The 12,367-nt window shown below is 69.0% G+C and carries 9 protein-coding genes and 1 pseudogene; 1 reads left to right on the plus strand and 9 read right to left on the minus strand.

Going from position 1 to position 12,367, the window contains the following annotated elements; translation table 11 throughout:
• The 9 genes and pseudogenes from narH to Q0444_RS09885 form a co-directional block, all read right to left on the minus strand.
• The coding region (gene narH, locus Q0444_RS09845; protein ID WP_299023116.1) for a nitrate reductase subunit beta at positions 1–1,206 on the minus strand (1,206 nt) is incomplete at its 3' end.
• Positions 1,206–5,015 (minus strand): nitrate reductase subunit alpha, encoded by a 3,810-nt coding sequence (locus Q0444_RS09850; RefSeq protein WP_299023118.1) that lies wholly within the window; start codon positions 5,013–5,015, stop codon positions 1,206–1,208. The genes Q0444_RS09850 and narH, both read right to left, overlap by 1 nt.
• Entirely contained in the window at positions 5,012–6,286 is a 1,275-nt protein-coding gene (locus tag Q0444_RS09855) for a nitrate/nitrite transporter (protein WP_299023120.1), read from the minus strand. The genes Q0444_RS09850 and Q0444_RS09855 overlap by 4 nt, the downstream gene beginning before the upstream one ends.
• Before the next feature lie 219 nt (positions 6,287–6,505).
• Entirely contained in the window at positions 6,506–7,768 is a 1,263-nt protein-coding gene (locus Q0444_RS09860; protein ID WP_299023122.1) for an FAD-binding oxidoreductase, read from the minus strand.
• A 144-nt stretch (positions 7,769–7,912) separates the two neighbouring features.
• Positions 7,913–8,131: a ferredoxin gene (locus Q0444_RS09865; protein ID WP_291079407.1), complete on the minus strand. Its 219-nt coding sequence runs from the start codon at positions 8,129–8,131 to the stop codon at positions 7,913–7,915.
• Positions 8,112–8,588, minus strand: a complete 477-nt coding sequence (locus Q0444_RS09870; RefSeq protein ID WP_291079406.1) for an Rrf2 family transcriptional regulator — start codon at positions 8,586–8,588, stop codon at positions 8,112–8,114. The genes Q0444_RS09865 and Q0444_RS09870 overlap by 20 nt, the downstream gene beginning before the upstream one ends.
• A gap of 48 nt (positions 8,589–8,636) precedes the next feature.
• Positions 8,637–8,735, minus strand: a pseudogene (locus tag Q0444_RS09875) (nitronate monooxygenase); the annotation flags it as partial.
• A gap of 167 nt (positions 8,736–8,902) precedes the next feature.
• Positions 8,903–10,819, minus strand: a complete 1,917-nt coding sequence (locus tag Q0444_RS09880) for an NTP transferase domain-containing protein (RefSeq protein ID WP_299023125.1) — start codon at positions 10,817–10,819, stop codon at positions 8,903–8,905.
• Complete coding sequence (locus tag Q0444_RS09885) at positions 10,816–11,406, minus strand: TetR/AcrR family transcriptional regulator (RefSeq protein ID WP_299023127.1); 591 nt, start codon at positions 11,404–11,406, stop codon at positions 10,816–10,818. Before Q0444_RS09885 ends, Q0444_RS09880 begins: the two co-directional genes overlap by 4 nt.
• Before the next feature lie 127 nt (positions 11,407–11,533).
• Between Q0444_RS09885 and Q0444_RS09890 the strand changes: the two genes are divergently transcribed.
• A partial coding sequence (locus Q0444_RS09890; RefSeq protein ID WP_299023129.1) for an MFS transporter occupies positions 11,534–12,367 on the plus strand: 834 nt, incomplete at its 3' end.

The following is a 12,367-nucleotide window of genomic DNA, read 5'->3' on the forward strand; positions in this document are numbered from 1 at the left end:
GGTGTCCACGTCCCCGGCGGTGAACAGCTCCGCCAGGTACTCCATCGGGATGCGCATGGTGTCGATGGCGCCAAACAGGGTGTCCGAGTCCTCGCCGTCGCCACCGGCGGCCGCGACCTTGTCGACGATGGGGCTCAGCGGCGGGATGTACCAGACCATGGGCATGGGGCGGTACGCCGGGTGCGGCGGCAGCGCCACCTCGAACCGGGAGATCAGCTGCCAGATTGGCGACCGCTGGGCGGCCTCGATCCAGTCGGAGGGGATCCCGGCCGCATGGGCGGCCGCGATGACCTCCGGGTCGTTCGGGTCGAGGAAGCATTCGCGCTGGGCTGCCAGCAGGTCGTGCTCGTCCGGCACGGACGCGGCCTCGAGGACCTTGTCCGCGTCGTACAGGACCAGGCCGATGTAGCGCAGCCGGCCCACACAGGTCTCCGAGCACACGGTGGGGATGCCCACCTCGATGCGTGGGAAGCAGAACGTACATTTCTCGGCCTTGCCCGTGCGGTGGTTGAAGTACACCTTCTTGTACGGGCAGCCGGTCACACACTGGCGCCAGCCGCGGCACTTGTCCTGGTCGACCAGCACAATGCCGTCCTCGACGCGCTTGTACATCGCGCCGGAGGGGCACGAGGACACACATGACGGGTTGAGGCAGTGTTCGCAGATGCGCGGCAGGTAGAACATGAAGGTCTCCTCGAACTCCGCCTTGATCTCCTGGGAAACCTTGGCGAGGATCGGGTCGTCCTTCATGTGGGTGGGCGAGCCGCCCAGGTCGTCGTCCCAGTTGGCGGACCACGTGATCTTCATGGGCTCGCCGCTGATCAGTGAGTACGGCCGGGCAACCGGCGTGTGCTCCTGCAGCGGGGAGGAGATGAGCATGTCGTAGTCGTAGGTCCACGGCTCGTAATAGTCGTCCAGCGACGGCATGGTGGGGCTCGAGAAGATCTGCATCAGCTTCTTCACGCGGCCGCCGGCCTTGAGCCGCAGCCGGCCGTTCTTGCCGAGCTCCCAGCCACCCTTCCACCGCTCCTGGTCCTCGTAGGTGCGCGGGTAGCCGAGGCCGGGGCGTGTCTCGACGTTGTTCCACCACACGTACTCGGTGCCGGACCGGTTGGTCCAGGCCTGCTTACAGGTCACCGAACATGTGTGACATCCGATGCACTTGTCCAGGTTCATCACCATGGACATCTGGGCCATGACTCGCATCAGTACTGCACCTCCTGCGAGCGACGACGGATGACCGTCACCTCGTCGCGTTGGTTTCCGGTTGGGCCGATGTAGTTGAACGCGTAGTTGAAGTGGGCGTATCCGCCGATCAGGTGGCTGGGTTTGATGAGGATCCGCGTGGCGGAGTTGTGGATGCCGCCGCGTTTGCCTGACGCCTCGGCGATGGGGACGTCGATGGTGCGGTCCTGGGCGTGGTGCATGTAGACCGTGCCGGAGGGCATCCGGTGGGAGACCACGGCGCGGGCGACGACGACGCCGTTGCGATTCACCGCCTCCACCCAGTCGTTGTCGGTCACTCCGATGAGCTCCGCGTCCTCCTTGCTCATCCAGATGGTCGGCCCGCCGCGGGACAGGCTGAGCATGAGGAGGTTGTCCTGGTACTCGGAGTGGATGGACCACTTGTTGTGCGGGGTGAGATAGCGGACCGTCAGCTCGGCGCCGCCTCCCGAGCCGAGAACCGGCTCGCCGTACAACTCGTGCATGTTCAGCGGTGGTCGGTAGACGGGCAGCTGCTCGCCCACCTCGGCCATCCAGTCGTGGTCCATGAAGAACTGCATGCGCCCGGTGAGTGTGTGCCAGGGCTTGAGCCGCTCGACGTTGATGACGAACGCGCTGTAGCGACGGCCGCCGTGCTCCGAGCCGGACCACTCGGGGGAGGTGATGACCGGCTGCGGGCGCGACTGCGTGTCGGCAAAGGTGATGCGCTTGCCGGCCTCACCGCGGGACAGGTCGGCCAGTTCTCGGCCGGTACGTTCCTCGAGTTGCTCGAAGCCCTGGGTGGCGAGCCGGCCGTTGGTGGTCCCGGACAGAGCGAGAATGGCCTCGCACATGCGGATGTCGGTGTCCAGGCGCGGCCGGCCCTTGCCGACGCCCTTGCGGGTCTCGCCGTTTGCCTTGAGCAGGACGCCGATCTCCTCGTCAGGGTGGAGCATGAGGCCCTTGACCGGCATGCCCACCTTCTCGGCGAGTGGGCCGAGGGCGCCGAACTTCTCGCCCAGGAGCCGGTAGTCGCGCTCGACCGCCACGATCTTGGGGAAGTTCTGCCCCGGCACCGGCTCGCACGAGCCGTCCTTCCAGTCCGACACCGTGCCGCCCGGGTTGGCCAGGGCGTCCGGGGTGTCGTGCGTCAACGGAACCGCAACCACGTCGGTACGGGTGTCGAGGTGGCCGTGGCTGAGTTCGGAGACCTTGTCGGCCAGCAGGCGGAACGTCTCGAAGTCGGTCTTGGTCTCCCACGGCGGCGAAATGGCGGCGTTGAACGAGTGGACGAACGGGTGCATGTCTGTCGACGACAGGTCGTGCTTCTCGTACCAGGTGGCCGCGGGGAACACGAGGTCGGAGAACAGGGTCGTGGAGGTCATGCGGAAGTCGAGGGTGGTGAGCAGGTCGAGCTTGCCGTCCTGGGCATCCTCCCGCCACACCATGTCGCGGCCGCGATGACCTTCCGGGGCCTGGTCCGCACGCAGCGACGAGTCGGTGCCCAGCAGGTGCTGGAGGAAGTACTCGTCGCCCTTGGCCGAGGAACCCAGCAGGTTGGAACGCCACACCGTGAGGACCTTGGGCGCGTTGCCGGGACCGTCCGGGTCCTCGGCGGCGAACCGCATGGACCCGTCCTTGATCCGGCTGATCACGTGGTCCGCTGCGGAGACCCCGGCCGCTGCGGCCTCGTCGCCAAGATCGAGCGGATTCTCGGAGAACGTCGGGAACGACGGCATCCAGCCCAGCCGCGCCGACATGGCCACCAGGTCCGGTGTGCTCATTCCCGCGAAGCGTTTCTCTCCGGTCGGGGCTGCCAGAACGTCCGCGCCGTACGCGTCGTACTTCCACTGCCCTGTGTGCAGGTAGAAGAAGGCCGTGGAGATCATCTGCCGCGGGGGTCGTGACCAGTCCAGACCCATCGCGACCTGCTGGAAGCCGGTCAGCGGGCGGACCTTCTCCTGGCCGACGTAGTGTGCCCAGCCGCCGCCGTTGACGCCCTGCGTGCCGGTGAGGATCGTCAGCGCGAGGAAGGCGCGGTAGATCAGATCCGAGTGGAACCAGTGGTTGGTGCCGGCACCCATGAGGATCATCGAGCGACCGCCCGACTCGAGCGCATTGCGGGCGAACTCCCGCCCGATCCGCTCGGCCTGCACCGCCGGAACTCCGGTGTGCTCCTCCTGCCACGCCGGGGTGTAGGGATGCAGGTCGTCGTAGCCGGTCGGCCACTCGCCAGGCAGCCCCTCCCGGGACACACCGAACTGAGCCATCATCAGATCGAGGACGGTTGTTACGCGGATGTCGACGGTGGTGTCGTCGTCGTCGTTGACGTTGGCGGCGCCCCGGACCTTGAGGGTCCGGTAGGGCACCCCGCGCACGATGGTGTCGGCGTCACCCCGCGTGGTGTCGAAGCGCGGCAACGTCACCTCGACGGTGCCCTCGCGCGTCTCCAACACCGACAGTGCCGGGTCGACCTCGCCCAGATCCAGGTTCCAGTCGCCCTTGCCCTGCTCGCCGTAGCGGTGACCCAGGGTGCCGCCCGGCACCACCGGCCGGCCCGTCACCGCGTCGAGCAGGACCGTCTTGTTGGCCGCGTTCTCGCCGGGATCCTCCGCCAGCACGCCGTCGGCGACCATGTTCGCGGTGACGAACTTGTGCGGCAGAACCGTGCCGTCCTCGCGCGTGCGCAGCGTGACCAGGAACGGCAGGTCGGTGAACTTCTTGGCATACGCCTCGAACTCGGGCGTGGACCGCCTGGCGTAGAACTCGGTGAGCACCACGTGGACCATCGACATGGCCAGCGCGCCGTCCGTGCCCGGGTGCGGATGCAGCCACTCGTCGGCGAACTTGGTGTTGTCCGCGTAGTCCGGCGAGACCACCACGACCTTCTGGCCCTTGTAGCGGGCCTCGGTCATGAAGTGGGCGTCCGGCGTGCGGGTGACGGGGACGTTGGAACCCCACATGATCAGGTACGACGAGTTGAACCAGTCCGCGGATTCGGGCACGTCGGTCTGGTCGCCGAACACCTGCGGAGAGGCCACCGGGAGGTCGGCGTACCAGTCGTAGAACGAGAGCATGGAGCCGCCGAACAGCTCCACGAACCGAGAGCCGGCGCCGAACGACGCCATGGACATCGCCGGGATCGGGGAGAAGCCCGCCACCCGGTCCGGGCCCACCGTCTTGGCCGTGTAGACGTGCGCGGCCGCCGCGATCTCGAGGGCGTCCTCCCAGCGGGCGCGGACCAGGCCACCCTTGCCACGGGCGCGCTTGTACCAAGCGGTCTTCTGACTGTCCTCGACGATCGAACCCCAGGCGTCCACCGGGTCGGCGTGCTCGGCGCGGGCCGCGCGCCACAACTCGAGCAGGCGGCCGCGGATGTACGGGTAGCGCACCCGCGTGGGCGAGTAGGTGTACCAGGAGAAGGCCGCGCCTCGGGGACAGCCGCGGGGCTCGTAACCCGGCATGTCGTCGCCGATGTCCGGGTAGTCGGTCTGCTGCGCCTCCCAGGTGATGATCCCCTCCTTGACGTATACCTTCCAGGAGCAGGAGCCCGTGCAGTTGACGCCGTGGGTGGAGCGGACCACCTTGTCGTGGCTCCAACGGTCGCGGTAGAAGATGTCCGACTGGCGGCCGCCCTCCAGCGGGTAGTCGCGATTGTCGTCGGAGGCCTCGCCGCGGCGGAAGAAGCGACCGGCCTTGAGGAGGGCGTCGGACGCGGGGCCGTCCAGCTTGCCCGAGCCCCGGGTCGGGGCGGAACCCCGGTGGCCCTCCGGTGAGGGCGAGGCGGAGCGAGGGGAGTCGATGCTGGTCATGCCGGTGTCCTTTCCGTGGCGGTGGACGCGCTGCGACTGGTGCGGAGGAACCACAGCCAGGTGAGTGCTGCGGTGACGATGGAGAGGGCGAACAGGAGGAGCAGACCGGTGCGGTAATTGCTGTCGGCGGTCCAGAAGTAGCCGAGCAGCAGTGGCGGGGCGAACCCGCCCAGCCCGCCCCCCGCCCCCACGACGCCCGGCACGGGGCCGACCGCCGCCGGGGCGGCCCACCCCGCGGCCAGGGCGGACGCCGCCCCGGAGGCGACGCCCAGCGAGGCCGCCATGAGGAGAAACACCCCGGTGCCGACCGGGTAGAAGCTGCCGTCCAGACCCACGAGCGGCATCTTCTCGGAGGCGGCCGCGGCCATGAGCCCGGTGACGGTGTAGCTGGCCACCAGTACCCAGCCGCCGTCGAACTTGTCCGCGAGCGCGCCACCGAGGGGGCGGCACGCAACCGCGACCACCACGAAGATCGCGGTGCGCAGCGCGGCGTCCTCGATGTCCAACTCGTAGAAGTTGTGCAGATAGGTGGGCAGGTAGACGGAGAACGCCACAAACCCGCCGAATCCCATCGCGTACAGCCAGGCCAGTTTGAGGGTCACGGGCTTGGCGAGCGTGGACGCGGCCTTGACCACCCAGTTGCCCTGAGCGGGTACCCAGTTGGGGGAGTTCTGAAACAACATCCGCGCCACGACCGCGTAGATCGCGAGCAGGACCGCCACGAGGATGAACGGCGCCTGGTCGCCAAAGGCGTCACGGATGCGCAGCGTGGTGAACGCCGCGACCGCGGTGCCGCCCATGCCGGCGCCGAAGATACCGATCGCCGTGCCGCGGCGGTGGGGAGGGAACCACGAGTTGACGGTGGGGACGCCTACCGCGAAGGAGGTGCCGCCGATACCGAGGAAGAATCCGCCGATGAGCAGGACGGTCAGACTGTTGTCGACAAAGCCGACGAACAGCGTGGGAATGATCGTCAACGCCGCGATCAGCGGGAACATCGTGCGGCCGCCGAGACGGTCGGTGAGCGCGCCCACCGGGATTCGGCCGAGTGAGCCGACCACCACGGGCAGGGCCACCACCAGGGACTGCTGGAAGGACGACAGTCCCAACTCTTCCTTGTAGGTGGCGCCCAGCGGGCCCATGAGTGCCCACGCCCAGAAGGTCAGCAGGAATCCGGTGAAGGACAGAGCCAGAACCAGGTTCGCTTTCTTCGGATCGAGGGCAGGTGGGGTCGAGGGGTCGGCGTTCACGGAGTCGAGGTTGGAGGACACGATCAGCCCTTTCACGTCAGAGTCTCGCGGTCGCGGGCAGCGGGGAGGCGAACTCGGCCCGTATTTGGAGTGTGCGTCAGACCATGGTGGTGCCGTGGCGAGTTCGGCGAATGGCCGAGAGTTCGTTACCCGGCAAATACACTGGGGGAGGGAGATGTACTCATTGATGACGCGAGCGGGGCCGGTCGGCGAACCGGCCCCGCCCGCCACATCATCGGCTCAGACGAGCCAATCGTTGGGCGCAAAGAGTTCGGCGTGGAGCCGCTCTTCCGGGACGCCGGCTGAGAGGAGGGCCGGGCGGACCGCCTGCAGGAATCCGCTGGAGCCGCAGAGGAACACGTGCGCGCCGGCCGGCAGCGCAACCTTCGACAAGTCCATGTAGCCGTGGTGGACCGTGCCCGGACCGGTGACTGTCTCAGCCCCGTCCTCGTACCAGGTGTGGACCTCCGCGTCGGCGAGCAGCGAGGCCTCGCCGGAGACTTCAGTGGCCAGCACGTGCTGGTCGGGGGAGCGGTCGGCGTGCAGGACGAGTACGCGGCGCGAGGACTCGTCCGCGGCGAGCTGGGCGAGCATTCCGAGCATCGGCGTGATCCCGATTCCGGCAGAGCACAGCACCACCGGTGCGGTATCGGACAGGGTGGCAGCCTGGTCCAGCACGAGATCGCCGAACGGGAGCGTGACCTGCAGGGTCGTGCCGACCTTCGCCGTGGCGTGCAGCCAGCCGGAGACCTCGCCGGCGGGGCAGCCGCCCGTGGCGGGGTCCACGCGGCGGACGGCGATCCGCCACGTGCCGTCGCCGGAAGCCGTGGACAGCGAGTACTGGCGCAGCTGGCGGGCGCCGTCGGGCAGGACCACGCCGACGGAGGTGTACTGGCCAGCGCGGAAGTCGGGCAGGTCCTCGCCGTCGGGCCCGCCGAGGGTGAAGACGGCGACCGAGTCCGTGACGTCCTCGCGGGCAATGATCGTGGCGGTGCGGAACACGTCGCCCGGCTCGACGCGCGCCTCGGCGTAGAGCTCCTTCTCGAAGCCGATAAGGACGCCGGCCATGATCCAGTAGACCTCGTCCCAGGCCTCGGCGACCGCCGGGGTGACGGCCTCTCTGAGTACGTCGACGATCGCGGCGAACAGGTTGTCGTGGACGATCTGGTACTGGTCCTCGGTGATGCCGAGGCTCGCGTGCTTATGCCCGATGCGCGAGAGCAGGTCGACGGGGCTCTTGCCGTCGACGAGCATCGTGGCGAAGGTGGCGATTGAGGCAGCCAGGGCGCGCTGCTGGGCGCCCAGCTTCTGGTTGCCACGGTTGAAGGTGTCACGGATCAGCTCGGGGTGCGCGCCGAACATCTTCTCGTAGAACAGCGGCGTGATCTTGTCGATGTTCGCGCCGATGACCGGCAGCGTCTCGCGGATGATCTGGGCGTTGTTCGGGGAGAGCTCCCGGGGGTGGGCGAGGATCGACTCGAGGGAGATCAGTGACGTGGTCATGGCAGCCTTTCCGGACCTGCTCCCTACGGGTGTAGGGGGCGCGATTCCGAGCCTGCCAGACAGTCATCCAGCGATACACATTCAGAGCGAGTGAGTTCGAATACCTACTTGGACTGGGTATTTACTCTATACAGATGTAGATCGTCAGAAGCGCACGTCAAGGTCGGTCACCAGTGCGCGCTTGGGGCATTGCTGGATCGCGGCGATCGCTCGGGCGGCCAGTTCCTCCTCCGCCTCCTCGTCGATCGTCGGCCGCAGAACCGTGGTCTGGTAGTCCGGTTCCTCGGGCACGCTGAAGACCTCGGGGGCGAGATCTGCGCAGCGGCCGTAGCCGTCACAGTCGTCAGTGACGCGAATTTCCATCGTTGTCTCCGCTCGGGGTGAAACGTGGCTCCAGGGTGAGGAGCACCTGCCGGGTGGGGGAGTGGACGATGTCGTCCACGGTAAGTGGGTCGAGGGTGGCGAAGAACGCCTCGCGCGCGTCGGCGAAGCCGCGCCGGAGCCTGCAGTTCGCGGACAGCGGGCAGGGCTGTTCGCCTTCGCACTCGACCGACTCGCCGGGGCCCTCGAGGGTGCGCAGTAGGGTCCCCACGGAGTGGTGCCGACCGGATTCGGTGATCTGCAGGCCGCCCCCGCGGCCGCGGCGCGAGGCGATCACCTCGAGGGAGACGAGTCGCGAGACGATCTTGGCGATGTGGCTGGGTGAGGCGTTCACCGAACTAGCGATCGCCCCCGCGGTCATTCGGTCGCCGTCCCGGTCGCCCACGGCGAGGAGCATCAGGGTGCGTAACGCCAGGTCGGAGTGTCGGGAGATATTCACCGGTCCATGATCGCATAAATGCGAGTTTTAGACTCGCATTAAAGTGGTCCGGGTGAGGACCGTCTCGGTGAAGGCCGGATTTCCCAGCGCTTGTAGGTAGGTGGGCGAGGTGTCAGCCTCGTCGGTGCGCAACAGCATCGTGCCCACGACGACGGCCTGTTGATATCGCCCTGTCCCGGCGCCCCTTGCCGGAGAGCAGACTGTCCTGTGGGATCAGGAACATCGCCCGGAAGAGGCCATCGAGTGCGACAACTACGACGAGTGGATAACGCTCGCCGCTGCGGACAGGGGAGTCGGGGTCACCGGGCGCGGTGTCAGATCCAGTCGACCAGCTCGACCGGCGCATCGCCACCGTAGGCCTCCGGGAGCAGTGCCAGCGATGGCGATCCGGCGAGATCGGCCAGGTGGGCGGTACGAATCTGTCCGGCGATAGACCAACCGCCGGCGCCGTCGGGGCGGGCGGGGAGGATCCGCGCCCGGCCCGCGGCGGGCAGGCCCGCGAGGCCCGGCCCGGTCACGAGCATAGGGTTCCGCTGCCGGCCTGTGAGGGCGTCGACCAGGGCCCGACCGGTCGTCGCGGCGGCGCACACCGCCGCCAGCGGATTGCCCGGCAGCCCCAGCAGGATGCCGCCGCCGGGCAGCATCGCGACGATCTGCGACCCGCCTGGCCGCACCCGGACCCCGTCGATCAAGATCCGCGCCCCGGCCCGCTCGAGCGCCGGCCGCAGATGGTCGGCCACGCCGCGCCCGGTGGCTCCGACCAGTACCAGGACGTCCCCGGCCGCGCGCGGTCGGTGGAGGAGTGATTCGAAATCCGCCTCGGTGTCGGGGCAGTGCTCCACATCCGTGGGGCGGGCGGGGTAGTGCCCGATGGTCGCAGTGTGGGCGGCAGGGTGCGAACCGGCCGCGAAGCCCGCGCGCGCGAGCACCGCGCCGAGCAGCGGGCCCACCGTGTCGCGGATCCGGCCGTCCGGCAGCGGAGATGGTGTGGAGGCGGGCATGACCTCGTCGCCGGTGGTCACGACCGTCGCCCGCACCGGGCCGCGAACGGAGCCCTTCGTCAGCCCCGCCGACAGCGCCGCCGAGGCCAGTGCCGCGTCGAGCACCGTGCCAGGCGGGGCGAGATCGTGCCCGGTCAGCCAGTCCTCGCCGACGGGCCGCAGGTCGTTCACGCCTTCGGCCGCGGGCAGGGCCGTGACCAGTGCGGGAGCGGCGCCGGAAGCAGCACCGGGAGCGGCACCGGGGGAGGGGGAGGTGTCAGCAGCGGGGCTGGCGGAGCCTAAGACCTTGACCAGTTCGTGCCGCAGAACGCGGTCGGTGCCAGTTGGTGCCAGTGCGCCGGTCGCGATCGGTGCGGCGCAGCCGGGCTCCAGGCTCGCCGCGGATTCGTCCCCCGCGCGCCGTGCCGCCCCGGTCAGCCGCCATGGTCCGGATCCGGCGAGCGCGTAGCCGTCCATCGCCGATACCCGTCCGCGCGGCATCGCCTCCGCTGCGACGAGCGGTGCCGCGAGTACCGAACCCACCGCGTCGAAGGGTGCGTGCTCCGTCGCCGGTACGGTCTCCAGTCCTGCGGCCAGAACCGGGCCGACGTGCGCGAGCGCCACCGGACCGCGTGCGGCGAGGTCGGACCAGGTGTCCACGTCGAGGGCGTGATCGCCCACATACACGCGGAGAAAGGCGCCGGCGATGTCGTCGTAGTCGGCGGTGTCGTTGTTGTCGTCGTCGTACAGCGCTCTGACAGGTCGCCCGCCCACGCCGCCGGACCGCTCCAGGGCGTCCAGTCGCGCGGCGAGGGCGCGGCGGTCCCACGCGGCCAGGAGGTACTGGTCGTGGCCGGTTGCGTCGACGCCCAGCGCGGCCGAGAACGTGCTGGGTGCGGATTCGGCGCGCGCGGTGCGCACGGAATCTACGAGCGCGGCCAGGGTTTCGGCGTCGAGTCCGGGCAGGTCACAGGCCACGACGACGACGACGTCGACCTCACCCGGCAGCAACGGCAACCCCGCCGCGATCCCCGCCACGGGCCCGGAATGCGGTGGCTCCTCGCGGGTGTCGCCGCCCGGACCAACCGTGACGACCGGGCCCGCGACCGCCCGCGCGGCGCGCAGGACTGTCTCGACCATCGGCTGTCCGGCCACAGGGAGCCGGGCTTTGTCCACGCCGCCCAGCCGGCTCGCGCGGCCGCCGGTGAGCACAATCGCGCCGACCTCGACAGATGTAGCGTTCCCGTTCATGGTTGGCTCTTCGGCTGACGGCCGCGCAGGAAGTCGTCGACGAGGCGTTCGACATCCTCGGGCGTGTACGGGCGCAGGCCGATGATGCGGGCCAGCACCACCGGGCCGGCGAGCTGACCCACCGCCAGGTCGCGGTCGCCGGGGGCCAGCGACCCGTCCGCCTCCGCGGCGGAGAGGACCTCGTGCAGGGGCGCGGCGTACGTGTCCACGACTCCGCGGCGGAGCTCGCCCACCTCGTCGTCGTCGGACGCTCCGCGGCCCATGGCCAGCCAGCCGAGCATCGACTGCTGCATCGGCACGGTCTGGACGAGGCGGGTCAGATCGGTGCACAGGTGGATCAGCTGGTCCCGCACCGGCAGGTCCGCGGGCGGCGGCTCCGGGGTCGGCAGCAGGCGTCGGAAGGCCGCGGCGATGAGCGAGTCCGTCGAGGGGAAGTTGCGGTACAGCGTGGTCCGCGCGACGCCCGACAGACGCGTCACCGCCTCCACCGTCACGGCGGCGGCGCCACCGGAGACCAGGAGGTCCGCGGCGGCGTCGAGCAGCTTGCCGCGCGAGCGTGCTCGTCGCGGGTCGGTTGTCGAGGACATGGACCCCATTGTGGACCGCCCCGTCATTTGGTCGTGCGTTACGGTGGTTGTCGCGAAGCGATACCGACGGTAGCGTTTCTTGTTGCGTCAGTCCGTGGCGCCACACCACCCGACCCAGGGAGACGCCGTGCTGGAACTGACCGCAGGACAGCGGCGATGGCTGTTGTTCGTCAACATGGTCGCGGTGTCGCTGGTCGTTGCCACGATGTCCGCGCTCTACACCTCGCTGCCCGACATCGCCGTGGCCGTTGGGGCCACCCAGGCCGAACTGACCTGGATCGTCGATTCCTACACCCTCGCCCTGGCCGGACTCGTCCTCACCGCCGGCGCGCTCGGCGACAGGTTCGGCCGCCGCGCCACCCTCATCGTGGGGCTGGCTGTGTTCACCGTCTCCTCGGTACTGCCACTGTGGCTCGACACGCCGCTGTGGCTCATCATCCTGCGCGCCATCGCCGGCGTGGGCGCGGCCTTCGTCATGCCCTCCACGCTCTCGCTGCTCACGGCCAGTTTCCCGCCGGAGAAGCGCGGTTCCGCGGTGGGCGTGTGGGCCGGATTTGCCGGCATCGGCGGGATCGTGGGCCTTGTGGGATCCGGGCTCATGCTCCAGGTGTGGTCCTGGAAGTCGATCTTCGTCGTGAACTCCGCGATCGGTCTACTGGTGTTGACCGCCGCCTTCACGATCGGCGAATCCGTCGCCTCCCGTCAGGGGCGGCTGGACTTTCCGGGCGCGCTCTTCTCCGCACTGGCCGTCGGAGGGGTGGTCTTCGGGCTCATCGAGGGGGCGCACACCTCGTTCAGTGAACCCCTCGTCGTCGTCGCCCTCGTCGTCTCGGCGGTGAGCGTCGTGTCCTTCGTCCTGGTCGAGCTACGCGCCTCCGACCCGCTGCTCGACGTGCGCTACTTCAAGCGCCGCGGGTTCGCCACCGGGTCCATCTCCGTCACGCTGCAGTTCCTCGTGATC

Source organism: uncultured Dietzia sp. (assembly GCF_937873725.1).
GTDB lineage: Bacteria > Actinomycetota > Actinomycetes > Mycobacteriales > Mycobacteriaceae > Dietzia.

Bases quoted from the DNA above. Each gene is read 5' to 3' on its own strand.
- Q0444_RS09860 (WP_299023122.1), bottom strand. From the start codon at position 7,768: ATGACCACGTCACTGATCTCCCTCGAGTCGATCCTCGCCCACCCCCGG.
- Q0444_RS09880 (WP_299023125.1), bottom strand. From the start codon at position 10,819: ATGAACGGGAACGCTACATCTGTCGAGGTCGGCGCGATTGTGCTCACC.
- Q0444_RS09865 (WP_291079407.1), bottom strand. From the start codon at position 8,131: ATGGAAATTCGCGTCACTGACGACTGTGACGGCTACGGCCGCTGCGCA.
- Q0444_RS09885 (WP_299023127.1), bottom strand. From the start codon at position 11,406: ATGTCCTCGACAACCGACCCGCGACGAGCACGCTCGCGCGGCAAGCTG.
- Q0444_RS09850 (WP_299023118.1), bottom strand. From the start codon at position 5,015: ATGACCAGCATCGACTCCCCTCGCTCCGCCTCGCCCTCACCGGAGGGC.